Genomic DNA, 23,450 nt, shown 5'->3' on the forward strand with positions numbered 1-23,450 from the left:
CATCGTTTCCGCGGTCGTGTTTCCGGACATCCGCCCGGGTATGCATGACCACCCCGGGCGCCAACGGCCAGACCGTCCGCCCGGCCCGGCAGAGCCCGCCAGGGCGGGGCGGCCGGGGTTGTCGCCATCGGACCGTTTTTAGGAGACAATTACGCTTTCGCGCCGGTCGTCAGGGCCAGCGCCTTACCAACGTTGGTGGACCGTGGCGGGAGCTGAGGCTTAGCCACTACAATCCGCCGGCATTTTTGTCCTTGGGAGGTATTGGCAACATGAGCACCATCGAAGAGCGCGTCAAAAAGATCGTTGTTGAGCAGCTGGGCGTGAAGGAAGATGAGGTTCAGCCGAGCTCGTCGTTCGTTGACGATCTGGGCGCGGATTCGCTGGACACCGTCGAACTGGTGATGGCGCTCGAGGAAGAGTTCGAGACCGAGATCCCGGACGAAGAGGCCGAGAAGATCACCACGGTGCAGCAGGCCGTCGACTACATCAAGGCCCACACCAAGGAGTGATCGTGCCTGGCGGGCCCGGCCTGCCTCACGACGCGACACCAGAAAGCTGCGCCACATTGGCGCAGTTTTCGTTTCTGCAATTTGCAACGTCCTAACCCGTATGGTTCGCGTCTCGCGCAACATACGGCGAAGACGGCATCCACGCGGTCTCCGCGGGATGGCTGCCCTCGCGGCAGGCACACGGAACCATGAAGGAAGATCAGCATGAGCAAACGACGTGTGGTGGTTACCGGCCTCGGCATCATCTCGCCGGTCGGCAACGATATCGCCACGGCCTGGGACAACGTTCTCAAGGGCGTGAGCGGCATCGGTGCGGTGACCCATTTCGACGCCACGAACTACGCCACCCGCATCGCCGGCCAGGTGCGTGATTTCGATCCGGCGCAGTGGATCGCGCCGAAGGACATCAAGAAGATGGATCCCTTCATCCACTACGGCATCGCCGCGGGCACGCAAGCCCTGCGCGACTCCGGGCTGGAGGTGACCGAAGCCAATGCGCCGCGCATCGGCGTGGCGGTGGCGGCCGGCATCGGCGGCCTGCACACCATCGAGCACACCTCGATCGAACTGCACGAGAAGGGCCCGCGCCGCGTGTCGCCGTTCTTCGTGCCCAGCTCGATCATCAACATGGTGTCCGGCCACCTGTCGATCATGTACGGCCTGAAGGGCCCGAACATCGCCTGCGTCACCGCCTGCACCACGGCCACCCACAACATCGGCCTGGCCGCGCGCATGATCCAGTACGGCGATGCCGACGCGATGATCGCCGGCGGCGCCGAGTTCGCCACCACCGGCACCGCCATGGCCGGCTTCTGCTCGGCCAAGGCCATGTCCACCCGCAACGACGAGCCGACCAGGGCCAGCCGTCCGTGGGACAAGGACCGCGATGGCTTCGTGCTGTCCGACGGCGCCGGCGTGCTGATGCTGGAAGAGTACGAACACGCCAAGGCTCGCGGCGCGAAGATCTACGCCGAGCTGATCGGCTTCGGCATGAGCGGCGACGCCTACCACATCACCGCGCCCAGCGAGGGCGGCGAAGGTGCGGCGCGCTGCATGGAGAACACGCTGAAGGATGCCGGCATCAACCCGGCCGACGTGCAGTACGTCAACGCGCACGGCACCTCCACGCCGCTGGGCGACCTGGGCGAAGTGCTGGCCGCCAAGCGCGTGTTCGGCGACCACGCCTACAAGCTGGCGATGAGCTCGACCAAGTCGGTCACCGGCCATCTGCTCGGCGCGGCCGGCGGCGTCGAAGCGATCTTCACCATCCTGGCGCTGCGCGACCAGGTGCTGCCGCCGACGGTGAACCTGGACGAGCCGGGCGAAGGCTGCGATCTGGACTTCGTGCCGCACACCGCGCGCGAAGCCAAGGTCGACGTTGCTCTCTCCAACTCCTTCGGCTTCGGCGGCACCAACGGCACGCTGGCGTTCCGCCGCCTCTGACCGGCGCGTGACCTCCATCAGCCGCACCCTGCACGGCCGGCGCGACCTGCTCGCGCCGGCCGCTGCATTTCCGGAGCGCTATCCCTGCCTGCTGCAAAGCGTGGTGCGCGGCACCCCGCAGGCGCGCTTCGACCTGCTGTTCGCCTTTCCGCGCGACAGCCTGACCCTGCACGGCGACGGCCGCGTGCTGGACGGGCAGGGCGCGGAACACGCGGGCGGTTTTCTCCATGCGCTCGACGCCGCCTGGCAGGCCGAACGCCTGCCGCGCGACGCGGACGACGGCCTGCCGTTCCACGGTGGCTGGGTGCTGCTGCTGGCGTATGAACTGGCCGGCGAAATCGAGCCGCGCCTGCGCCTGGCGCAGGACGAGGTCCTGCCGGTGGCGCTGGCGCTGCGTTGCCCCGCGGCAGTCATCGTCGACCACGAACGCGAGCGCACCGTGCTGGTCGCCGAAGCCGGCTGCGAGGCACTGCTCGAGCGCATGGCCGCCGACCTCGAGGCGCACGCGGACATCGCGCCGCTGCCGCTGCCGGTGGCGCGCGACGAAGACGATCCGCAGCTGTTCCTCGACGGCGTGGCGCGCATCCACGAACACCTGCATGCCGGCGACATCTTCCAGGTGAACCTGTCGCGCGCATGGCGCGCGCAGTTCGCCGAAGCGCCCGCGCCGGCTTCGCTCTATGCCTCGCTGCGCCAGGCCAATCCGGCGCCGTTCGCCGGCCTGCTGCAGCAGCCGGCCTGGGCGGTGGTGAGTTCCTCGCCCGAGCGGCTGGTGGAAGCGCGCGGCGGTATCGCGCAGACGCGGCCGATCGCCGGCACGCGCCCGCGCACGCCGGCGGACGACGAGCTGGCGCGCATCCGCGAGCTGCGCACGCATCCGAAGGAGCGCGCCGAGCACGTGATGCTGATCGACCTGGAACGCAACGATCTTGGCCGCGTCTGCGTGCCGGGCACGGTGCAGGTCGACGAGCTGATGGTGGTGGAGAGCTATGCCCACGTGCACCACATCGTGTCCAACGTGCGCGGCAAGCTGCGCGCCGGGGTGACGCCGGGGCAGGTGATCGCCGCCACCTTCCCGGGCGGCACCATCACCGGCTGCCCCAAGGTGCGCTGCATGGAAATCATCGCGGCGCTGGAGCACGCGCCGCGCGGCGCCTATACCGGCGCGCTGGGCTATCTCGACCGCAACGGCGATCTGGACCTCAACATCCTGATCCGCACGCTCACTCTTTGCGGCCGCCAGGTCAGCCTGCGCGCGGGCGCGGGCATCGTCGCCGACTCGGTGGCGGACAAGGAGCTGGACGAAACCCGCGCCAAGGCGCGCGGCCTGCTGCGCGCGCTGGGAGCGGCGGACTGATGGCGGCGCCGCTGCGCCTGCTGGTCGACGGCGCGGCGGACGCTGCGCTGTCGCCGCTGGATCGCGGGCTGGCCTACGGCGACGGGCTGTTCGAGACGATCCGCTTCGTCGCCGGCCGTGCGCCGTTGTGGCCGCGGCATATGCAGCGCCTGCGCGAGAGCTGCGCACGCCTGCGCCTGCTGGCGCCGGATGAAGCCTTGCTTGCACGCGAAGCGGCTGCCGTCGCGGACGGTATGGCCGACGCCGTCGTGCGCATCACCATCACCCGCGGCGTGGCCGAGCGCGGCTATGCCATGCCCGCATCGCCGCAGCCCACCCGCATCGTCGCCGCGTTCGCCGCGCCCGTGACGGCGCCGGAGACGTACCGCGACGGCCTGCGCCTGCGCCTGTGCCAGCTGCGCCTGGCCGAGCAGCCGCTGCTGGCCGGCATCAAGCATCTGAACCGCCTGGAACAGGTGCTGGCGCGGGCGGAATGGGACGATCCCTCCATCGCCGACGGCCTGCTGCTCGACGGCGCCGGCCGCGTGATCTGCACCACCATGGCCAACCTGTTCGCGGTGATCGGCGGCGCGCTGGTGACGCCCTCGCTGGAGCGCTGCGGCGTGGCCGGCGTGGCGCGTGCGGAAGTGCTGGCCGTGCGCGAGGTGCGGGTGCGGGAACTGGCCCTGGGTGAGCTGCTGCATGCGCAGGAGCTGTTCCTCAGTTCCAGCGTGCGCGGCATCGTGCCGGTGCGGAGCATGGCCGAGACCGTGTATGTTCCCGGACCGGTCACCCGCGCCCTGCAGTCGCACTGGCGCGAGCTTGGTTTTCCGACGGAGCACTCATGAGTCGACGCAAGACGAAAGGGCGCGCGCTGGGCCGCGGCCTGGTTCTCCTGCTGCTGCTGGCGGTCGCCGGCGCGCTGGCCTACGGCTGGCGCGAGTTCGCGCGCTTCAGCGCGGCGCCGCTGAACGTGCAGGTGCAGGGGCAAAGTATCGACGTCGGCCGCGGCAGCAGCCTGAAAGAGATCGTGGCGCAGCTGCGCGCGCAAGGCGTCAGCGCCGAGCATCCGCTGTACTGGCGCGCGCTGGCCGAACAGCTGCGCGTGGCCGGCCGCCTGCATGCCGGCGAATACGCGCTCACCCCCGGCATGACGCCGCGCGACCTGCTCGCCAACATGGCCGCGGGCCGGGTGATGCAGCGCAACTTCACCATCGTCGACGGCTGGACCTTCCGCGAACTGCGCCAGGCCCTGGCCAAGGCCGACAAGCTGCGCCAGGACGGCGTCGCGCTGGACGACAGCCAGCTGATGGACAAGATCGGCGCCGCCGGCGAGATGCCGGAAGGCCGCTTCCTGCCGGAGACCTACGCCTACGTCAAAGGCGACAGCGACCTGGACGTGCTCAAGCGCGCGCATACCGCCATGAGCAAGACACTCGACGCGCTGTGGGCGCAGCGCGACAAGGACGTGCCGCTGGCCACGCCGTACGAGGCGCTGATCCTCGCCTCCATCGTGGAGAAGGAAACCGGCCGCGCCGACGAGCGTCGGCGCATCGCCGGCGTGTTCGTGCGCCGCCTGCGCACGCACATGCTGCTGCAGACCGATCCCACCGTGATCTACGGCATGGGCGAGAGCTATGCCGGCAATATCCACCGCAGCGACCTCACCACCGACACGCCGTACAACACCTACACCCGCGCCGGCCTGCCGCCGACGCCGATCGCCCTGCCGGGCAAGCCGGCGCTGGAAGCGGCGCTGCATCCGGCGGCTGGCAGCGAGCTGTATTTCGTCGCGCGCGGCGACGGCAGCCATGTGTTCTCCAGTACGCTGGACGAACACAATCGCAATGTCGCCTGTTATCAGTTGAAGCGGTGCCAATGAGCCAGACACGCGGAAAATTCATCAGCCTCGAAGGCGGCGAAGGCGCGGGCAAGAGCACCTTGCTGGCCGGGCTGCGCGCCTGCATCGAAGCGCGCGGCGTCGACCTGCTGCTGACCCGCGAGCCGGGCGGCACCACCCTGGGCGAGGCGGTGCGCGGCATCGTGCTCGATCCCGCCTTGCGCGGCATGGCCGCGGAAACCGAATTGCTGCTGATGTTCGCTTCGCGCGCGCAGCTGGTGCGCGAGCTGATCGAGCCGGCGCTGGCCGCCGGCCGCTGGGTGCTGTGCGACCGCTTCACCGACGCCAGCTACGCCTACCAGGGCGGCGGGCGCGGCCAGCCGGTCGAACGCATCGAGGCGCTGGAGCAGTGGGCCACCGGCGGTCTCGCGCCCGACCTCACCTTGCTGCTGGACTTGCCCGTCGCTACCGGCCGCGCGCGCGCCGCGGGGCGCGGCGAAGCGGATCGCATCGAGGTGGAAGCGGATGCGTTCTTCGAGCGCGTGCGCGCCGCCTATCGCACGCGCGCCGCGGCGCAGCCGCAGCGCTTCCGCGTGATCGACGCCAGCCATTCGCCGGCGGAAGTGCTGCGCGCAGCCGAGCAGGCGATTGCGCCCTTGTTCGAGGCTGCGCCATGAGCGCGATGCCCTGGCATGCGGAACTGTGGGAACGCCTGCAGGCGCGCCGCCGCCGCGATGCCATGCCGCACGCGCTGCTGCTGTGCGGGCCGGCGGGCCTGGGCAAGCGCGACTTTCTGCGCCGCTTCGTGCGCGGCTTGCTGTGCGAGCAGTCCGTCGACGGCGATGCCTGCGGCCGCTGCCGCAGCTGCCTGTTGCTGGACGCGGGCACGCATCCGGACTTGATCGCCTTGAGCTTCGGCCTGCGCAAGGACGGCGTGCAGCGCAGCGACATCGTGGTCGACCAGATCCGCGATCTTTCCTCGCGCCTGGCCATGGCCAGCCAGTTCGGCGGCTGGCAGATCGCCACCATCGATCCGGCCGATTTCATGAATACCGCGGCGGCGAACGCGCTGCTGAAGACGCTGGAAGAACCTTCGCGGAACACCTTGCTGCTGCTGGTGGCCGACGCGCCCTGGCGCATGCCGCAGACCATCCGCAGCCGCTGCCAGCGCATCGAATTCCAGGTGCCTGCGCGCGAGGAGGCACTGGCCTGGCTGCAGGGCGAGGGCGTGAAGGATGCGGCCGCCGCGCTCGATGCGGCCGGCGGCAATCCCGGCCTGGCCAAGGCCTGGGCGGAGCAGGGCGCGCTCGCGCGCCGCCAGGAAGTGCGCAAGGACCTCGCCGCGCTCGCGGCCGGCCGCGGCGAAACCATGGAAGTGGTGCGCCGCTGGCTGGACAACGAACCGGAGCAGCGCCTGTGGTTCGCCGCGCAGGCCGCGGCCGACGAAGCGCGCGGCCGTGCGGGTGCGGGCAACGGTCCGCTGTCCAGCCATCTGGATGCCGAAGCGCTCGACGACTGGTATCGCGCCGCCAACCATGCGCGCGATGCCTTGCGCGGTCCGCTGCGCGGCGACCTGCTGCTGCTGGAATTGCTCTCGCGCTGGCGCTGACTCGCACCGCGGCGTAGGTTGGGGTGAGCCGCAGGCGAACCCCAACGTCGACACCTTTGCACTGCGATGTTGGGGGTCGCCTGCGGCTCACCCCAACCTCCGATGTCCTGGACTGGAAAGCTCGCAGACAGCCCGTTTTTCTAAACTGGCTGGATGAGTTTTGCCAAGGAAAAACCCTTCACGGTTCGGTGGCCATGGCTGGCATTGGCGCTGCTCGCCGTGCTGCGCCTGGCGTGGTTGAACGCCTATCCGCTCAATTCCGACGAAGCGCAGCACGCGCACGTGGCCTGGGCATGGACGCAGGGGCTGCACGTCTACCGCGATGTGTTCGACAACCACGGCCCGCTGTTCAGCGGCCTGCACTCGCTGGTGCTGGACCTGATCGGCGCGCGCGCCGACGCGCTGACCTGGCTGCGCCTGTCGATGCAGGCCTGGTATGCGCTGGCGCTGTTCGCGGTGTGGCGCATGGGGCGCCGGCTGTACACGCCGAACATCGCGTTCTACGCGATGCTGATCGTGGCCCTGGTGCCGCGCTTCTTCCTGGTCAGTGGCCAGTTCCGCACCGACGACATGTGGATGGCGCTGTGGCTGGCGGCGCTGGCCGTGGTGGTGGGCGCGCCGCCGCGGGCGTGGCGCTGGTTCGTCGCGGGCGTGCTGGTGGGCGCGGCCTTGTCGGTGTCGCAGAAGACGTTGGTGCTGCTGGGCGTGGCCGGCTTCGCGGGCCTGGTGGTGTCGCTGGCGCGGCCGCCGGGGCGGCGCGTGCCGCGGCTGCGTTCGCTCGCCTGCGGCATCGCGGGCCTGCTGCTGGTGCCGGCGCTGTTCGCGCTGTGGCTGGCCTGGCGCGGCGACCTGGGGCCGGCGTGGTACGGGCTGGTCGGCTACAACGTCGGCGGCGCGCGCAAGGCGTATGCGCTGCCCAAGCTGCTGGTCTTCGTGCTGCTGTCGGGCGTGTGCGTGCGGCTGGCTTATGGGCATGTGCGGCGCGTGGCGCGCGAGGTGTTCGATTGGCCCGTATTCCTGGCGCTGCAGGCGGGCCTGTTCCTGTTCCTGGTGTGGTTCGTGTGGCCGCTGATCACCGCGCAGGATTTCCTGCCGGCGATCCCGCCGCTGGTGCTGGTGCTGGCCGGTGCGATCGCGCGGCTGCCGTGGCTGCGCGAAAGCGCGGCACGCCGGCGCGCGGTGGGCAAGGTGGTGATCGGTGTCGAACTGGCCGCGCTGCTGCTCGGCGCGCCGCCGTGGCTGGACCGCCTCGCGCCGCAGCGCGCGGAGCTGGCCGCGGTGCTGCACTACACCGATGCGGGCGAGACGGTGATGGACCCCAAGGGCGACGCCATCTTCCGCCCGCGGCCGTATTTTCCGGTGATCGAAAGCATGGCGATGATCCGCCTGCGCCGCGGCCATATGGCCGACACCATCGCCGAGGAAATGGCGCGCGACCGCACCATGCTGGTGCTGCGCCGGCGCCTGCCGCCGGCCAGCGATGCCTTCGTGCGGCGCAATTACCTGCCGCTGCGCGACGAGGTATGGCTGGCCGGCCAGTACCTGCCGCCTGCATCGGGAACACGTTCCGTCGACCTCGCCTTGGCGGGCAGTTATGTACTGAGCGACGGCAAGGGCCTGGTGCAGGCCTCGGTCGACGGTGCGCCCGCCGGTACGGCATGGACCTTGGCCGCGGGACGCCATCGCATCGACGCCGCCAATGGCCGTGCCCTGGTGCTGGTCTGGAAACGCGCCTGGGAGCGCGGCTGGCGACCGGCGGCATTGCCGCCGCCGGTGGAAGACGAGGAGGGCGCGGACGCATGCCAGTGACGATCGACGCGCGGACCCGCCTGCTGGTGGTGGCGCCGCATCCGGACGACGAAAGCATCGCCACCGGCGAATTGATCCAGCACGTGCGCGCCGCGGGCGGCGCGGTGGAGATCCTGCTGCTCACCTTGGGCGACAACAATCCCTGGCCGCAGCGCTGGCTGGAACGCCGGCTGCGCATCCGCGCCGAGGACCGCCGCCGCTGGGGCGCGCGCCGGCGCCAGGAAGTGGCCGGTGCGCTGGCGCGGCTGGGCCTGCCGCAGGAAGCGCTGCATCCGCTGGGCCTGCCGGACATGGGCCTGACCGCGTGCATCCGCGACGACCTCGATGGCCAGCTGCGCGCCTGGACCGGCTGGCTGGATCGCTGCCGGCCGAACCTCATCGCCGTGCCGGCGCTCGGCGACGGCCACCCCGACCACAGCGCCGCCCATGTGCTGCTGCGCCTGGCGGTGGCGCGCTGGCGGGAAGCGGGGCAGGGCGAGGCGCCGTTGCTGCTGAGCTACCTGGTGCATGGCCGCGCGGCGGAGCGCGGCGAAGCGGTCGCGCTGCCTTCCTTCGCGGCCATCCATGCGGCCAAGCTGGCCGCGCTGGACGAGCACCAGAGCCAGGTCGCGCTCAGCGGCGGACGCATGCGCGGACTGGCCGGGCGGCCGGAAGTGTTCCGCACGGTGGAGCCTGCCGGCGGCGAAGGCTGGCTGCCGTGGCAGCCTTCCGCCACGCAGCGGCCCTGGCTCAAGCTGACCCTGGCCGGCCGCGACGGCGCATGCACCTGGCCCTGGTCGAAGGCGCCGCTGGAGCGCGATGCCTCGGGCCGCTGGCGCCTGTTGCCGGAAGCGGCGCCCGGCCCGCGCTTCGTCAAGCTCCATTGCGAGCTGCCGTCGCTGTGGATCTTCGACCGCTGGGGCTGGTGCGAGCTGTAGCGGGCGGCTGTGAACCGGCTCCCACGGCAGGTCATGCACGCTTTACGCCCAGGCGGGCCGCTCGCTACGATGCCCGCCATCGGGCCGACACCGTCCACGGCCCGCGGGGACGCAGCATGAATCCGGCCATCGCGGCCCGCCAGGGCATCATTTCATTGAAGATCAAGGACACGGCCGCGCTCTACAACGCGTACATGCCGTTCCTCAAGCACGGCGGCCTGTTCGCCCCCACCGCCCAGGGCTATTCGCTGGGTGACGAAGTGGTGCTGCTGGTCAACCTCGCCGACGAAGGCGAGCGCCTGTCGGTGGCCGGCAAGGTGGTCTGGGTCACGCCGGTCGGCGCCCAGGGCAACCGCACGGCCGGCATCGGCGTGCAGTTCAACGATTCCTCCGACGGCGAAGTCGCGCGTTCCCGCATCGAGGCCATCCTGGCCGGCATGAGCGGCTCCGAACGCCCCACTCACACGATGTAACGCCGCCGTCACGGCAGCAGGCGCGGCATGGCGTCGCGGGGCCGGCTGCCGCCTGCCGGCAGCGCTTGCCAGCAGGCCGATGAAATAGCCGTCAAGGCTTGTTGTTGTTAAACGCACTGATACAATGTCCCGATTCCCGAATTCGATCGTGGAAAGTCGGACGCTCGTGCTTGCAACGCGCGCGATCGTGGCTCGAAAGCCCGCGGCCTCCTGGCCATGCCGATCCGCAGTAGACCGGACCTGTTTTACCCCTGGCCGTTTCCCCCGGACGGTCACTGATGCGCCCCGGCGGCGCGGAGGTACGCGACATCGTGCTTGCCGAATACTGGCCCATCCTGCTCTTCATCGGCGTCGCGACGGGCTTAGGGCTCGTCCTGCTGGCCATCGGCCTGCTGGCCGGCCCCCGCCGTCCCGAATCGGAAAAGCTCTCGCCCTACGAGTGCGGCTTCGAGGCCTTCGAGGACGCCCGCATGCGCTTCGACGTGCGCTATTACCTGCTGGCGATCCTCTTCATCATCTTCGACCTGGAAATCGCCTTCCTGTTTCCGTGGGCGGTGGTGTTCGACAAGATCGGCTTGACGGCCCTGATCGAAATGGCCTTGTTCCTGCTGCTCCTGGTGATCGGTTTTGCTTACGTGTGGAAGAAGGGAGCACTGGAATGGGAGTGATCTCCTCGCTTGACCGGGTGATGCACAACCCGCAGCCGCTGAACGTGGTGGACGACATCCTGCGTCCGGCCGGCGACAACCCGGTGATCCAGCGCGGCGCGGTGACCACCACGGTCGACGCGCTGATGAACTGGGCGCGCACCGGCTCGATGTGGCCGATGACCTTCGGCCTGGCCTGCTGCGCGGTCGAGATGATGCACGCTGGCGCCGCGCGCCTGGACCTGGACCGCTACGGCGTGATCTTCCGTCCCAGCCCGCGCCAGTCCGACGTGATGATCGTGGCCGGCACCCTGGTCAACAAGATGGCCCCGGCGCTGCGCAAGGTCTACGACCAGATGCCCGACCCCAAGTGGGTGATCTCGATGGGCAGCTGCGCCAACGGCGGCGGCTACTACCACTATTCGTATTCCGTGGTGCGCGGCTGCGACCGCATCGTGCCGGTGGACATCTACGTGCCGGGCTGCCCGCCGACGGCCGAAGCGCTGATCCACGGCATCCTGCAGTTGCAGAAGAAAATCCGCCGCACCAGCACCATCGCGCGGTCCTGAGGCCTTAAGCCATGAGCGAAACGCAAACGAACTCGCTGGCCGAGCGCCTGTCCGCGCGATTCGGCGACACGCTGAAGATCAGCGTCGCCCGCACCGAAGTCACCGCCGAAGTGGCCGCCGCCGACCTGATCGCGGTGGCCACCGCGCTGCGCGACGAGCCGGCCTTCCGCTTCGGCGAGCTGATCGACCTGTGCGGCGTGGACTACCTCGGCTACGGCCAGACCGAATGGGATACCGAGACGGTGTCCGGCACCGGTTTCTCGCGCGGCGTCGAAGGCGAGGCGATGGGCCGCTTCAAGTGGGCCGACCGTCCGCGCGACGTCAGCCAGCCGCGCCGCTTCGCCGCGGTCATCCACCTGCTGTCGGTCGAGAACAACCAGCGCCTGCGCCTGCGCGTGTTCGGCGAGGACGACAGCCTGCCGGTGGTGCCCTCGGTCACCGGCGTGTGGGCCGGTTCCAACTGGTTCGAGCGCGAGGCGTTCGACCTCTACGGCATCATCTTCGAAGGCCATCCGGACCTGCGCCGCATCCTCACCGACTACGGTTTCGTGGGGCATCCGTTCCGCAAGGACTTCCCGCTGATCGGCAACGTCGAAGTGCGCTACGACCCCGAGCAGAAGCGCGTGGTCTACGAACCCGTGTCGATCGAGCCGCGCGTGCTGGTGCCGCGCGTGATCCGCGATGACGCCGACCTGTTGCAGGCCAAGGCCGAAGCCGCCGATAACTGGCGGGAGAACTGAGCATGCAGGAAATCCGCAACTACACGATGAACTTCGGCCCGCAGCATCCGGCCGCGCACGGCGTGCTGCGCCTGGTGCTGGAGATGGACGGCGAGACCATCGTCCGCGCCGACCCGCACGTGGGCCTGCTCCATCGCGGCACCGAGAAGCTGGCCGAGGCCAAGCCGTTCAACCAGTCGATCGGCTACATGGACCGCCTCGACTACGTGTCGATGATGTGCAACGAGCACGCCTACGTGCGCGCGATCGAGACCCTGCTGGGCATCGAGGCGCCGGAACGCGCGCAGTACATCCGCACCATGTTCGACGAGATCACCCGCATCCTGAATCACCTGATGTGGATCGGCTCGAACGCGCTCGATCTCGGCGCGATGGCGGTGTTCCTGTACGCCTTCCGCGAACGCGAAGAACTGATGGACGTGTACGAGGCCGTCTCCGGCGCCCGCATGCACGCCACGTACTACCGTCCGGGCGGCGTCTACCGCGACCTGCCGGGCAAGATGTCGCAGTACCGCGAGTCGCCCTGGCACAAGGGCAGCGACCTCAAGCGCCTGAACGCCTGGCGCGAGGGTTCCATGCTCGACTTCCTCGAGGCCTTCACCGCCGACTTCCCGTCGAAGGTGGACGAGTACGAGGAACTGCTCACCAACAACCGTATCTGGAAGCAGCGCACCGTCGGCATCGGCGTGATCTCGCCGGAGCTGGCCCAGCAGTGGGGCATGACCGGCGCGATGATCCGCGGCTCGGGCGTGGCCTGGGACCTGCGCAAGAAGCAGCCCTACGCCAAGTACGCCGAGATGGATTTCGACATCCCGGTCGGCGTCAACGGCGACTGCTACGACCGGTACCTGGTGCGCGTGGAAGAAATGCGCCAGTCCAACCGCATCATCCAGCAGTGCGTGGCCTGGCTGCGCGCCAACCCGGGCCCGGTGATGGTGGAGAACTTCAAGGTCGCGCCGCCCAGGCGCGAGGCCATGAAGGAGGACATGGAAGCCCTCATCCACCATTTCAAACTGTTCACCGAAGGCTACGGCGTGCCGGCCGGCGAGACCTACTGCGCGGTCGAGGCGCCGAAGGGCGAGTTCGGCTGCTACCTGGTCTCCGACGGCGCCAACAAGCCGTTCCGCGTGCACCTGCGCGCGCCGGGCTTTGCCCATCTGTCGTCGATCGATCCCATCGTGCGCGGCCACATGCTGGCCGACGTGGTGGCGATGATCGGCACCTATGACCTCGTGTTCGGCGAAGTCGATCGCTGAGCCGACGGGAGCATACGCATGAAAGCCACCGGAAATTACGAGCAGGTCAAGCACGTCGACCCGCTCGTCGCACTCAACGAGCACACCCGCCATCACATCGACGAGTGGGTTGCCAAGTTCCCGCCAGACCGCAAGCGCTCGGCGCTGATCCAGGCGCTGTTCGCCGCGCAGGAGCAGAACCAGGGCTTCCTCACCGACGAGCTGATCACCGCCGTCGCCAAGTACCTGGAGCTGCCCGCGGTGTGGGCGTACGAGGTGGCCAGCTTCTATTCGATGCTGGAGACCAGGCCGGTCGGCCGCAACAACGTCGCCATCTGCACCAACATCTCGTGCTGGCTCAACGGCGCCGAGGCGCTGGTCGCGCATTGCGAGAAGAAGCTGGGCATCAAGCTGGGCGAGAGCACCCCGGATGGCCGCGTCTACCTCAAGCGCGAAGAAGAATGCATCGCCGCCTGCGCCTGCGCGCCGGCGATGACCGTCAACGGGCATTACCACGAGCGTCTCACGGCCGACAAGGTCGACGAGATCCTCGACGGTCTCAAGTAAGGGTCACGGCGTCATGGCATACGGTCCCGCACCCCAGGAACACCAGGTCGTCTACACCACGCTGCATTTCGACAAGCCGTGGGCGATGGACAGCTACACCCAGGTCGGCGGCTATGAAGCGTGGAAGAAGATCCTCGCCGAGAAGCCCGACCCGAACGCGCTGATCGAAGAGATCAAGAAGAGCAATCTGCGCGGCCGCGGCGGCGCGGGCTTCCCGACCGGCCTGAAGTGGTCCTTCATGCCCAAGGGCAACATGCAGAAGTACATCCTCTGCAACTCCGACGAGTCGGAGCCGGGCACCTGCAAGGACCGCGACATCCTGCGCTTCAACCCGCATGCGGTGATCGAGGGCATGGCCATCGCCTGCTACTGCACCGGCTCCACCGCGGCGTACAACTACCTGCGCGGCGAGTTCCACCACGAACCCTTCGAGCACTTCGAGGAAGCGCTCAAGGAAGCGTATGCCGCGGGCCTGCTGGGCAAGAACATCCAGGGCACCGGCCTGGACGTGGACATCTACGGCGCGCTCGGCGCCGGCGCCTACATCTGCGGCGAGGAAACCGCGCTGATGGAATCGCTGGAAGGCAAGAAGGGCCAGCCGCGCTTCAAGCCGCCGTTCCCGGCCAACTTCGGCCTGTACGGCAAGCCGTCGACCATCAACAACACCGAAACCTACGCCTCGGTGCCGGCGATCCTGCGCAAGGGCGCGGACTGGTTCCTGGCGCAGAGCAAGACCAAGAACGGCGGCCCGAAGATCTTCTCGGTCTCCGGCTGCGTGCAGAAGGGCGGCAATTTCGAAGTGCCGCTGGGCACCACCTTCGACGAGCTGCTGGAAATGGCCGGCGGCCTGCGTCCGGGCCGCACGCTCAAGGGCGCGATCCCGGGCGGCGTGTCGATGCCGGTGCTGACGGCGGCGCAGCTGAAGGGCCTGCCGTTCGACTACGACACCCTGCGCGACCTCAAGACCGGCCTGGGTTCCGGCGCCATCGTGGTGCTGGACGACACCGTCTGCACGGTGCGCTTCACCCGCCGCATCTCGCAGTTCTTCCATAAGGAATCCTGCGGCCAGTGCACGCCGTGCCGCGAAGGCACCGGCTGGATGCACCGCGTGCTGGACCGCATCGTGGAAGGCAAGGGCACCATGGACGACCTGCATCGCCTGAAGGCGATCGCGGGCCAGATCGAAGGCCACACCATCTGCGCGTTCGGCGAGGCGGCGGCTTGGCCGGTGCAGGGTTTCCTGCGCCAGTTCTGGCATGAATTCGAGTACTACATCGTCAACGGGCGTTCCATCGTCGACGACCAGATCGGAGTCGCCGCATGAGCGCGCAGCCCGTGAACAACACGCCGCCCGATCTCCTCAACATCGAGGTCGACGGCAAGCCCACGCAGATCCGCAAGGGCGCCATGATCATCGAAGCGGCGGACGCCATCGGCGTGTCGATCCCGCGCTTCTGCTATCACCGCAAGCTGCCCATCGCCGCCAACTGCCGCATGTGCCTGGTGGAAGTGGAAATGGGCGGCAAGCCCATGCCCAAGCCGCAGCCGGCCTGCGCCACCCCGGTGGCCGAGGGCATGAAGGTCACCACGCGTTCCGCCGGCGCGCTGAAGTTCCAGCGCGACGTGATGGAATTCCTGCTGATCAACCATCCGCTGGACTGCCCGATCTGCGACCAGGGCGGCGAGTGCGAACTGCAGGACGTGGCCCTGGGCTACGGCCGCAGCGTGTCGCGCTACACCGAGCGCAAGCGCACCATCGCCGATGAAAACCTCGGGCCGCTGGTGGCCACCGAGATGACCCGCTGCATCCAGTGCACGCGCTGCGTGCGCTTCACCAGCGAGATCGCCGGCACCTACGAGCTGGGCGGCATGAGCCGCGGCGACAACCTGCAGATCGGCACCTATATCGGCAAGGCGCTGGAGACCGAGCTGTCCGGCAACGTCATCGACGTGTGCCCGGTCGGCGCGCTCACCAACAAGCCGTTCCAGTTCAAGGCGCGCGCCTGGGAGCTGGTGGCCAAGCCGTCCGTCGGCTACCACGACGCGCTGGGTTCCAACCTGTGGCTGCATACGCGCCGCGGCGAGGTGCTGCGCACGGTGCCGCGCGACAACGAAAGCATCAACGAGTGCTGGCTGTCGGACCGCGACCGCTACAGCCACCAAGGCATGTACGCGGCCGACCGCATCACCGCGCCGCAGGTCAAGCGCAACGGCCAGTGGCAGTCGACCACCTGGGAAGACGCGCTGATCGTGGCCGGCGAAGCGCTGGCCAAGGCGCGCGGCGAACTCGGCTTCCTGGTTTCCCCGGCCACCACCAACGAGGAAGGCGACCTGCTGGTGCGCCTGGCCCATGGTCTGGGTTCGGCGCATATCGACCACCGCCTGCGCCAGACCGACTTCGCCGACCAGGCCCACGCCCAGGCCTTCGGCCTGCCGGTGGCGGAAGTGGACAAGGTCAAGGCCGCGCTGCTGGTCGGCGCCGACCTGCGCTACGAAATGCCGCTGCTGAACCATCGCGTGCACCAGGCGGTGAAGAAGGGCGCCAAGGTCTACGCCGTCAATCCGGCGCGCTTCAACTTCAACTACGCGCTGGCCGGCGAAGAGATCGTCGCGCCGCAGGCCATGGCCGACGCGCTGCTTGCGCTGGCCAAGGCGGCAGTGCAGGGCGGTGCCACCGCACCGGCCGCGCTGGCTGCCGCCATCGACGCCGTGCAGGCCGACGACGGCGACCGCGGCGCGATCGACGCGCTGAAGGCCGGCAAGGCCGTGGTGATCCTCGGCGAAGCCGCCGCGACGCATCCGCAGGCCTCCTGGCTGCGCGCGATCGCGCGCTTCATCGCCCAGGCCACCGGCGCCGGCTACAACGAAATCCCGGTCGGCGCCAACGCGCTGGGCCTGAGCCGCGTCGGCGTGCTGCCGGGCAACGGCGGCCTCGACGCGCAGGCGATGCTGGCGCAGCCGCGCAAGGCCTACGTGCTGTACGGCGTGGAGCTGCCGCACGACGTCGCCGACGGCGCCGCCGCGCTGCAGGCGCTGACCGCCGCCGAAAGCGTGGTCGCGTTCTCCGCCTACGCCACCCCGGCGCTGCGCGACCTGGCCGACGTGATCCTGCCGATCGCGCTGCTGCCGGAAATCGACGGCACCCTGGTCAACGTCGATGGCCTCGCGCAGAGCGTGGTCCAGGGCGCCCGCGCGCCCGGCGACGCCCGCCAGGGCTGGAAGGTGCTGCGCGCGCTCGGCGGCGGCCTGAAGCTGGCCGGCTTCGAGTTCGACGACCTGGCCGGCCTGCGCGACGGCATCGCCGACCGCGTGCCGGCTGCCCGCGAAGGCCTGGCGCCGCGCGCCGCGGCCGACGGCCTCACCCGTCTGGCCACCTGGCCGATGTACCGCTCCGACGCCGTGCTGCGCCGCGCGGGCGCGCTCAGCGCGCATCCGCTGAACCGCGAGCCGGCCGTGCGCCTGAGCGCGGCCGAAGCGCAGCGCCTGGGCCTGGCCGACGGCGCTTCGGTGCGCATCGGCAAGGTCGCGCTGCCGGTGGCCGTCGACGAGTCGGTGCCGGACGGCACCGCCTGGATCGAAGCCGCGCACGAACTCACCGCCACGCTGCCGCCTTACGGCGCGGCCATCACCTTGAGCAAGGCGTAAGCCATGGGCGAACAGATCCTCAACCAGCTCGTCTGGCCGATCATCTACATCCTGTGCATCGCCGTTCCGGTGATCCTGGCGGTGGCGATGTTCGTGTACTGGGAGCGCAAGGTCATCGGCTGGATGCACGTGCGCATGGGGCCGAACAAGATCGGTCCCCTTGGCCTGCTGCAGGCCTTCGCCGACGTGGTGAAGCTGCTGATCAAGGAAGTGATCCTTCCGACCAGCGCGAACAAGTTCCTGTACTACCTGGCGCCGCTGCTGGCCCTGGTGCCGGCGATGGCCGCGTGGGCGGTGATCCCGTTCAACGACAAGATGGTGCTGGCCAACGTCAACGCCGGCGTGCTGTACCTGCTGGCGATGACCTCGCTGGGCGTGTACGGCATCATCCTGGCCGGCTGGGCCTCCAACTCGCGCTACGCGCTGCTGGGCGCGATGCGTTCCGCCGCACAGGTCATCTCGTACGAGCTGGCCATGGGCCTGTGCCTGGTCTGCGTGCTGGTGCTGGCCGGCAGCCTGAACCTCACCGACATCGTGCATGCGCAGTCGGGCAGCAAGGGCATCTTCGAGTGGTTCATGTGGCCGCTGCTGCCGGTGTTCGTCATCTACTTCATCTCCGGCGTGGCCGAGACCAACCGCGCGCCGTTCGACGTGGCCGAAGGCGAGTCGGAAATCGTCGCCGGCTTCCACGTGGAGTATTCGGGTTCTGCGTTCGCCATCTTCTTCCTGGCCGAATACGCCAACATGATCCTGGTCAGCTTCCTGGCCGCGATCCTGTTCATGGGCGGCTGGCTGTCGCCGTTCCCGCCCGGCTGGGGCTGGATCGGGCAGGGCAGCTTCTTCTGGCTGTTCGTGAAGGCCTTCATGTTCGCCTTCTTCTTTCTCTGGTTCCGCGCCAGCTTCCCGCGCTACCGCTATGACCAGATCATGCGGCTGGGCTGGAAGGTGTTCATTCCCATCACCATCGTCTGGGTTCTCGTGGCCGGCTGCATGAAGTATTTCGGCTGGGTCAGCATCGGCACGGGAGGCTGAAGAAAACCATGTCCGGCATTAGCAACTATTTCAAGAGCCTGCTGCTCATCGAGCTGTTCAAGGGCATGGGCCTGACCATGCGCTACATGTTCAGCCCCAAGTACACGATGCGCTACCCGATGGAGCACATCCCCAAGTCGAACCGCTTCCGCGGCCTGCATGCGCTGCGCCGCTACGCCAACGGCGAGGAACGCTGCATCGCGTGCAAGCTGTGCGAGGCGGTGTGCCCCGCGCTGGCCATCACCATCGACTCCGCCCCGCGCGAGAGCGACGGCCAGCGCCGCACCACGCGCTACGACATCGACCTGTTCAAGTGCATCTTCTGCGGCTTCTGCGAGGAGAGCTGCCCGGTCGACTCCATCGTCGAGACGCACGTGCACGAATACCACTTCGAAAAGCGTGGCGAAAACGTGGTGACCAAGCCGCAGCTGCTCGCCATCGGCGACCGCTTCGAGCATGAAGTCGCCGCCGCCCGCGCCCAAGACGCCGCGTACCGCTAAAGGACACAACCGTGATCGATCCGTCTGTGTTCCAACTTGTCTGCTTCTACGCTTTCGCGGCGGTTACCGTGGTGGCGGCGCTGGGCGTCATCACCCTGCGCAACTCGGTGCATGCCGTGCTGTCGCTGGTGCTGACCTTCTTCAGCACCGCCTGCATCTGGCTGCTGGCCGAGGCGGAGTTCCTGGCCATCGCGCTCATCGTGGTCTACGTCGGCGCGGTGATGGTGCTGTTCCTGTTCGTGGTGATGATGCTGGACATCAAGCAGGAGCACCTGCGCGAAGGCTTCATCCGCTACCTGCCGGTGGGCATCGTGGTGGCCGTGGTGATGCTGGTGGAAATGCTCGCCCTGATCGGCGTGCGCACCATGCACGAGGCGGTGATGGGGGCCAACCCGGCCACCGCCGCCGGCCTGTCCAACACGCAGTGGCTGGGCCAGGCGCTGTACACCCAGTTCCTGCTGCCGTTCGAGATCGCCGCGCTGATCCTGACCGTGGGCGTGGTCGCGGCCGTGGCGCTGACCCTGCGCCACCGCGGCGGCACCCGCCACCAGACGGCCGCGCAGCAGGTCGCCGTGAAGGCCACCGACCGCGTGCGCATCGTGAAGATGGCGGCCGAGCGCCCCGCGACCGACGCGCCCGCGCAGACCCAGAATCCGGAGACCAAGCCATGATCACGCTGTCGCACTTCATCGTGCTTGGCGCGGTGCTGTTCTGCATCGCGGTGGCCAGCCTGTTCATCAACCGCAAGAACGTCATCGTGCTGCTGATGTCGATCGAGCTGATGCTGCTGGCCGTGAACATCAACTTCGTGGCCTTCTCGCGCTTCCTCGGCGACGTGGCCGGCCAGGTGTTCGTGTTCTTCATCCTCACCGTGGCCGCGGCGGAAACCGCCATCGGCCTGGCGATCCTGGTCCTGCTGTTCCGCAATCGCAGCACGATCAACATCGCCGAAATCGACAGCATGAAGGGCTGAGCCGATGATCTCCACCTCCATCCTGCTGGTCATCGCGCTGGCGCCGCTGCTCGGCTGCCTGCTCGCCGGCTTCCTCGGCAAGTTCATCGGGCGCGCCGGCTCGCACAGCGTCACCATCCTCGGCGTGGCGGTTTCCTGCGCGCTGTCGATGTACGTGCTGTACCAGCTGTGCACGGGCGCCGTGCCGGTCTACAACCAGAACATCTACACCTGGTTCGAGATCGGCAAGTACACCGCCACGGTCGGTTTCCTGATCGACAAGCTGTCCGCCATGATGATGGTGGTGGTCACCTTCGTGTCGCTGCTGGTGCACATCTACACCATCGGCTACATGGCGGAAGACGACGGCTACCAGCGCTTCTTCAGCTACATCTCGCTGTTCACCTTCTCCATGTTGATGCTCGTGATGAGCAACAACTTCATGCAGCTGTTCTTCGGCTGGGAAGCGGTGGGCCTGGTGTCGTACCTGCTGATCGGCTTCTGGTTCAAGCGCCCGACCGCGATCTTCGCCAACCTCAAGGCCTTCTTGGTCAACCGCGTTGGCGATTTCGGCTTCCTGCTGGGCATCGCCGCGATCCTGTACTTCCTGGGCACGCTGGACTACTCCGCCGCGTTCGCCAACGCGCCGAGCCTGGTCGGCAAGACCCTGCAGATCACCCAGAACCATGCCTGGGACGCCGCCACCGTGATCGGCGTGCTGCTGTTCATCGGCGCCATGGGCAAGTCGGCCCAGGTGCCGCTGCACGTGTGGCTCCCCGATTCGATGGAAGGCCCGACCCCGATCTCGGCGCTGATCCACGCGGCCACCATGGTGACCGCGGGCATCTTCATGGTCGCGCGCATGTCGCCGATCTTCGAGCTGTCCGAAGGCGCGCTCAGCTTCATCATGGTGATCGGCGCCACCGGCGCGCTGTTCACCGGCCTGATCGGCATCGTGCAGAACGACATCAAGCGCGTGGTGGCGTACTCCACGCTGTCGCAGCTGGGCTACATGACCGTGGCGCTGGGCGTCTCGGCGTACTCCGGCGCGGTCTTCCACCTGATGACCCATGCCTTCTTCAAGGCGCTGCTGTTCCTGGGCGCGGGCTCGGTGATCATCGCCATGCACCATGAGCAGGACATGCGCTACATGGGCGGCCTGCGCAAGTACATGCCGGTCACCTGGATCACCATGTGGATCGGTTCGCTGGCGCTGTGCGGCGTGCCGTTCTTCGCGGGCTTCTATTCGAAGGACGCGATCATCGAGGCGGTGGGCGAGTCGCACCGCTGGGGCGCGGGCTATGCCTATGCCTGCGTGCTGATCGGCGCGTTCGTCACCGCGCTGTACACCTTCCGCCAGATGTACCTGACCTTCCACGGCAAGGAGCGCTTCACCGTGGTGGCCGAGCATGGCCATGGCCACGATGCGCACGCCGCCCATCACGACGCGCACCATGGCGATGCGCATCACGATGACGCACACCACGATGACCATGGCCACCATGAGCCCGGCGTGCTGCACCATGCGCCGAAGGAGTCGCCGTGGGTGGTGACCCTGCCGCTGGTGCTGCTGGCGATCCCGTCCATCGTGATCGGCGCGATCGGCGTGAAGTCGATGCTGTTCGGCGGCTGGTTCGGCGAAGCCATCCACGTCAACGAAGCCAATGACGTGTTGGCGGAAGTGGGCCACGAGTTCCATGGCTGGGCCGCGATGGCGCTGCATGGCTTCCTGCAGTGGCCGTTCTTCCTGGTGCTGGCCGCCTTCGTCATCCAGACCTACATCTACTTGTTCAACCCCTCCGTCGCCGACAAGATCAAGAGCGCGCTCAAGCCGCTGTGGACCGTCCTGGACCGCAAGTACTGGGTCGACGACGTCTACTTCGCGCTGTTCGCCAAGGGCGGCGTGAAGCTCGGCCGCGCGCTGTGGAAGGGCGGCGACGCCGCGGTGATCGACGGCGCGCTGGTGAACGGCTCGGCCTCGCTGGTCCAGCGCATCGCCGGCGGCGTGCGCGCGCTGCAGTCCGGCTACCTCTATCACTATGCCTTCGCGATGATCCTCGGCCTGATCCTGCTGCTTGGCGGGTATTGGCTGGTCGGGCAATAAGGGAACCCAGCTCCATGTTCAATCACTTGCTCAGCCTGCTGATCTGGCTCCCGATCGTCGGCGCCATCCCCGTGCTGCTGGCCGGCTCCGGCCGTCCCGACACCGCACGCTGGATCTCGCTGCTGGTGGCCGTGCTCACCTTCGTGCTCAGCCTGTTCCTGTTGACGCAGTACAACGCGGCCGACAGCAGCAAGCAGCTCGGCGAAAGCTATCTGTGGATCGCCTCGCTCGGCGTGCATTACGGCCTGGCGGTCGACGGCATCGCGGTGGCGCTGATCCTCTTGACCAGCTTCGTCGGCATCCTGGTCATCGTCGGCGCCTGGGAAGTCATCCAGAACCGCCCGCACCAGTACATGGCCGCCATGCTGGTGCTCGAAGGCCTGATGATCGGCGTGTTCTGCGCCACCGATGCGCTGCTGTTCTACGTGTTCTTCGAAGCCATGCTGATCCCGATGTTCATCCTCATCGGCATCTGGGGCGGTCCGCGCCGCGTGTACGCGACGCTGAAGTTCTTCATCTACACCTTCCTCGGCTCCATCTTCATGCTGGTGGGCCTGATCTACCTGTACCTGAAGGCGGGTTCGTTCGATCTGGCCACGCTGGCGGCGCTGCCGCTGAGCATGCGTGAGCAGACCTGGCTGTTCTTCGCCTTCCTGGCCGCCTTCGCGGTGAAGGTGCCGATGGTGCCGGTGCACACCTGGCTGCCGGATGCCCACGTGGAGGCGCCGACCGGCGGTTCGGTGGTGCTGGCCGCGGTGATGCTGAAGATCGGCGGCTACGGTTTCCTGCGCTTCTCGCTACCCATCGTGCCGGACGCTTCCGAGGCCTACGCCTGGGTGGTGATCGGCCTGAGCCTGATCGCGGTGGTCTACATCGGCTACATCGCCCTGGTGCAGGACGATATGAAGAAGCTGGTGGCGTATTCGTCCGTGGCGCACATGGGCTTCGTCACGCTGGGCATCTTCATCGCCTTCATGCTGGTGCGCGGCGCCGGCAACCTGGACGCGGCCAAGCTCGGCATGCAGGGCGCGATGGTGCAGATGATTTCGCACGGCTTCGTGTCGGGCGCGATGTTCTCCTGCATCGGCGTGCTGTACGACCGCCTGCATAGCCGCCAGATCAAGGACTACGGCGGCGTCATCAACGTGATGCCGTGGTTCGGCTTCTTCTACGTGCTGTTCGCCATGGCCAACAGCGGCCTGCCGGGCACCAGCGGCTTCGTCGGCGAGTTCCAGGTGATCCTGGCCAGCTTCCAGGCCAATCCGTGGATCGCGCTGTTCGCCGCCTTCACCCTGATCATCGGCGCCGCCTACACCTTGTGGATGGTCAAGCGCGTGCTGTGGGGCGAGGTGACCAACCCGCACGTGGCCGAGATGAAGGACATCAACGGGCGCGAAGCCTTCGTGCTGATCGCCTTTGCCGCCGCGGTGATCGCGCTGGGCGTGTGGCCGCAGCCGCTGATCCACCTGATGGACAGCTCCGTGTCGCAGCTGGTGCAGCAGCTTGGCAACCACAAGATCTGA

The 23,450-nt window shown here is 68.0% G+C and carries 23 protein-coding genes; all 23 read left to right on the forward strand.

Annotation, left to right across the window (positions count from 1 at the left end):
* Positions 1-269: 269 nt before the first annotated feature.
* Positions 270-509 carry an acyl carrier protein gene (acpP, locus tag ISN75_RS08845; RefSeq protein ID WP_026634450.1) on the forward strand — a complete coding sequence of 80 codons (240 nt, stop codon included), beginning with the start codon at positions 270-272 and terminating at the stop codon, positions 507-509.
* A gap of 204 nt (positions 510-713) precedes the next feature.
* On the forward strand, positions 714-1,952 hold the full coding sequence (gene fabF, locus ISN75_RS08850) for a beta-ketoacyl-ACP synthase II (RefSeq protein WP_167257592.1): 1,239 nt from the start codon (positions 714-716) through the stop codon (positions 1,950-1,952).
* A 7-nt stretch (positions 1,953-1,959) separates the two neighbouring features.
* Positions 1,960-3,309 carry an aminodeoxychorismate synthase component I gene (locus tag ISN75_RS08855; RefSeq protein ID WP_168647567.1) on the forward strand — a complete coding sequence of 450 codons (1,350 nt, stop codon included), beginning with the start codon at positions 1,960-1,962 and terminating at the stop codon, positions 3,307-3,309.
* Positions 3,309-4,136 (forward strand): aminodeoxychorismate lyase, encoded by an 828-nt coding sequence (gene pabC / locus ISN75_RS08860; RefSeq protein ID WP_168647566.1) that lies wholly within the window; start codon positions 3,309-3,311, stop codon positions 4,134-4,136. The genes ISN75_RS08855 and pabC overlap by 1 nt, the downstream gene beginning before the upstream one ends.
* Complete coding sequence (gene mltG, locus ISN75_RS08865) at positions 4,133-5,170, forward strand: endolytic transglycosylase MltG (protein WP_168647565.1); 1,038 nt, start codon at positions 4,133-4,135, stop codon at positions 5,168-5,170. The genes pabC and mltG overlap by 4 nt, the downstream gene beginning before the upstream one ends.
* The gene (tmk, locus tag ISN75_RS08870; RefSeq protein WP_168647564.1) at positions 5,167-5,805 is read left to right on the forward strand and encodes a dTMP kinase; all 639 of its coding nucleotides are present in this window, start codon (positions 5,167-5,169) and stop codon (positions 5,803-5,805) included. The genes mltG and tmk overlap by 4 nt, the downstream gene beginning before the upstream one ends.
* Complete coding sequence (gene holB, locus ISN75_RS08875; RefSeq protein WP_168647563.1) at positions 5,802-6,737, forward strand: DNA polymerase III subunit delta'; 936 nt, start codon at positions 5,802-5,804, stop codon at positions 6,735-6,737. The genes tmk and holB overlap by 4 nt, the downstream gene beginning before the upstream one ends.
* Before the next feature lie 153 nt (positions 6,738-6,890).
* The gene (locus ISN75_RS08880; RefSeq protein ID WP_167257598.1) at positions 6,891-8,546 is read left to right on the forward strand and encodes an ArnT family glycosyltransferase; all 1,656 of its coding nucleotides are present in this window, start codon (positions 6,891-6,893) and stop codon (positions 8,544-8,546) included.
* A complete protein-coding gene (locus tag ISN75_RS08885; RefSeq protein ID WP_168647562.1) occupies positions 8,537-9,463 on the forward strand; it encodes a PIG-L deacetylase family protein in 927 nt (308 codons plus the stop codon). The genes ISN75_RS08880 and ISN75_RS08885 overlap by 10 nt, the downstream gene beginning before the upstream one ends.
* Before the next feature lie 116 nt (positions 9,464-9,579).
* Positions 9,580-9,936 (forward strand): PilZ domain-containing protein, encoded by a 357-nt coding sequence (locus ISN75_RS08890; protein WP_035322846.1) that lies wholly within the window; start codon positions 9,580-9,582, stop codon positions 9,934-9,936.
* 311 nt (positions 9,937-10,247) lie between these two features.
* Entirely contained in the window at positions 10,248-10,604 is a 357-nt protein-coding gene (locus ISN75_RS08895; RefSeq protein WP_167257634.1) for an NADH-quinone oxidoreductase subunit A, read from the forward strand.
* On the forward strand, positions 10,595-11,152 hold the full coding sequence (locus tag ISN75_RS08900) for a NuoB/complex I 20 kDa subunit family protein (protein WP_026634440.1): 558 nt from the start codon (positions 10,595-10,597) through the stop codon (positions 11,150-11,152). The genes ISN75_RS08895 and ISN75_RS08900 overlap by 10 nt, the downstream gene beginning before the upstream one ends.
* A gap of 11 nt (positions 11,153-11,163) precedes the next feature.
* The gene (locus tag ISN75_RS08905; protein WP_167257600.1) at positions 11,164-11,892 is read left to right on the forward strand and encodes an NADH-quinone oxidoreductase subunit C; all 729 of its coding nucleotides are present in this window, start codon (positions 11,164-11,166) and stop codon (positions 11,890-11,892) included.
* 2 nt (positions 11,893-11,894) lie between these two features.
* Complete coding sequence (locus tag ISN75_RS08910; protein WP_167257601.1) at positions 11,895-13,148, forward strand: NADH-quinone oxidoreductase subunit D; 1,254 nt, start codon at positions 11,895-11,897, stop codon at positions 13,146-13,148.
* Between the two features lie 18 nt (positions 13,149-13,166).
* A complete protein-coding gene (gene nuoE / locus ISN75_RS08915; protein ID WP_167257602.1) occupies positions 13,167-13,694 on the forward strand; it encodes an NADH-quinone oxidoreductase subunit NuoE in 528 nt (175 codons plus the stop codon).
* A gap of 13 nt (positions 13,695-13,707) precedes the next feature.
* Positions 13,708-15,018 carry an NADH-quinone oxidoreductase subunit NuoF gene (gene nuoF, locus ISN75_RS08920; RefSeq protein WP_167257603.1) on the forward strand — a complete coding sequence of 437 codons (1,311 nt, stop codon included), beginning with the start codon at positions 13,708-13,710 and terminating at the stop codon, positions 15,016-15,018.
* Entirely contained in the window at positions 15,015-17,339 is a 2,325-nt protein-coding gene (gene nuoG / locus ISN75_RS08925) for an NADH-quinone oxidoreductase subunit NuoG (RefSeq protein WP_168647561.1), read from the forward strand. The genes nuoF and nuoG overlap by 4 nt, the downstream gene beginning before the upstream one ends.
* 3 nt (positions 17,340-17,342) lie before the next feature.
* Positions 17,343-18,371: an NADH-quinone oxidoreductase subunit NuoH gene (gene nuoH, locus ISN75_RS08930; RefSeq protein ID WP_343820178.1), complete on the forward strand. Its 1,029-nt coding sequence runs from the start codon at positions 17,343-17,345 to the stop codon at positions 18,369-18,371.
* 8 nt (positions 18,372-18,379) lie between these two features.
* Positions 18,380-18,871 carry an NADH-quinone oxidoreductase subunit NuoI gene (gene nuoI, locus ISN75_RS08935; RefSeq protein ID WP_167257606.1) on the forward strand — a complete coding sequence of 164 codons (492 nt, stop codon included), beginning with the start codon at positions 18,380-18,382 and terminating at the stop codon, positions 18,869-18,871.
* Positions 18,872-18,885: 14 nt separating this feature from the next.
* On the forward strand, positions 18,886-19,542 hold the full coding sequence (locus ISN75_RS08940; RefSeq protein WP_167257635.1) for an NADH-quinone oxidoreductase subunit J: 657 nt from the start codon (positions 18,886-18,888) through the stop codon (positions 19,540-19,542).
* Entirely contained in the window at positions 19,539-19,844 is a 306-nt protein-coding gene (gene nuoK / locus ISN75_RS08945) for an NADH-quinone oxidoreductase subunit NuoK (RefSeq protein WP_026634431.1), read from the forward strand. Before ISN75_RS08940 ends, nuoK begins: the two co-directional genes overlap by 4 nt.
* A gap of 4 nt (positions 19,845-19,848) precedes the next feature.
* Positions 19,849-21,927, forward strand: coding sequence for an NADH-quinone oxidoreductase subunit L (gene nuoL / locus ISN75_RS08950; protein WP_343820181.1), 2,079 nt, complete (start codon positions 19,849-19,851; stop codon positions 21,925-21,927).
* Positions 21,928-21,941: 14 nt separating this feature from the next.
* The gene (locus tag ISN75_RS08955; RefSeq protein ID WP_343820182.1) at positions 21,942-23,450 is read left to right on the forward strand and encodes an NADH-quinone oxidoreductase subunit M; all 1,509 of its coding nucleotides are present in this window, start codon (positions 21,942-21,944) and stop codon (positions 23,448-23,450) included.

The sequence above is a fragment of the Dyella marensis genome, assembly GCF_049532885.1.
Classification (GTDB): domain Bacteria; phylum Pseudomonadota; class Gammaproteobacteria; order Xanthomonadales; family Rhodanobacteraceae; genus Dyella_D; species Dyella_D marensis.

What these genes read in the sequence shown, in the direction of transcription:
- acpP (WP_026634450.1), top strand. Translation starts at nt 270, where the DNA reads ATGAGCACCATCGAAGAGCGCGTCAAAAAGATCGTTGTTGAGCAGCTG.
- fabF (WP_167257592.1), top strand. Translation starts at nt 714, where the DNA reads ATGAGCAAACGACGTGTGGTGGTTACCGGCCTCGGCATCATCTCGCCG.
- pabC (WP_168647566.1), top strand. Translation starts at nt 3,309, where the DNA reads ATGGCGGCGCCGCTGCGCCTGCTGGTCGACGGCGCGGCGGACGCTGCG.
- mltG (WP_168647565.1), top strand. Translation starts at nt 4,133, where the DNA reads ATGAGTCGACGCAAGACGAAAGGGCGCGCGCTGGGCCGCGGCCTGGTT.
- tmk (WP_168647564.1), top strand. Translation starts at nt 5,167, where the DNA reads ATGAGCCAGACACGCGGAAAATTCATCAGCCTCGAAGGCGGCGAAGGC.
- holB (WP_168647563.1), top strand. Translation starts at nt 5,802, where the DNA reads ATGAGCGCGATGCCCTGGCATGCGGAACTGTGGGAACGCCTGCAGGCG.
- ISN75_RS08880 (WP_167257598.1), top strand. Translation starts at nt 6,891, where the DNA reads ATGAGTTTTGCCAAGGAAAAACCCTTCACGGTTCGGTGGCCATGGCTG.
- ISN75_RS08885 (WP_168647562.1), top strand. Translation starts at nt 8,537, where the DNA reads ATGCCAGTGACGATCGACGCGCGGACCCGCCTGCTGGTGGTGGCGCCG.
- ISN75_RS08890 (WP_035322846.1), top strand. Translation starts at nt 9,580, where the DNA reads ATGAATCCGGCCATCGCGGCCCGCCAGGGCATCATTTCATTGAAGATC.
- ISN75_RS08900 (WP_026634440.1), top strand. Translation starts at nt 10,595, where the DNA reads ATGGGAGTGATCTCCTCGCTTGACCGGGTGATGCACAACCCGCAGCCG.
- ISN75_RS08905 (WP_167257600.1), top strand. Translation starts at nt 11,164, where the DNA reads ATGAGCGAAACGCAAACGAACTCGCTGGCCGAGCGCCTGTCCGCGCGA.
- ISN75_RS08910 (WP_167257601.1), top strand. Translation starts at nt 11,895, where the DNA reads ATGCAGGAAATCCGCAACTACACGATGAACTTCGGCCCGCAGCATCCG.
- nuoE (WP_167257602.1), top strand. Translation starts at nt 13,167, where the DNA reads ATGAAAGCCACCGGAAATTACGAGCAGGTCAAGCACGTCGACCCGCTC.
- nuoF (WP_167257603.1), top strand. Translation starts at nt 13,708, where the DNA reads ATGGCATACGGTCCCGCACCCCAGGAACACCAGGTCGTCTACACCACG.
- nuoG (WP_168647561.1), top strand. Translation starts at nt 15,015, where the DNA reads ATGAGCGCGCAGCCCGTGAACAACACGCCGCCCGATCTCCTCAACATC.
- nuoH (WP_343820178.1), top strand. Translation starts at nt 17,343, where the DNA reads ATGGGCGAACAGATCCTCAACCAGCTCGTCTGGCCGATCATCTACATC.
- nuoI (WP_167257606.1), top strand. Translation starts at nt 18,380, where the DNA reads ATGTCCGGCATTAGCAACTATTTCAAGAGCCTGCTGCTCATCGAGCTG.
- nuoK (WP_026634431.1), top strand. Translation starts at nt 19,539, where the DNA reads ATGATCACGCTGTCGCACTTCATCGTGCTTGGCGCGGTGCTGTTCTGC.
- nuoL (WP_343820181.1), top strand. Translation starts at nt 19,849, where the DNA reads ATGATCTCCACCTCCATCCTGCTGGTCATCGCGCTGGCGCCGCTGCTC.
- ISN75_RS08955 (WP_343820182.1), top strand. Translation starts at nt 21,942, where the DNA reads ATGTTCAATCACTTGCTCAGCCTGCTGATCTGGCTCCCGATCGTCGGC.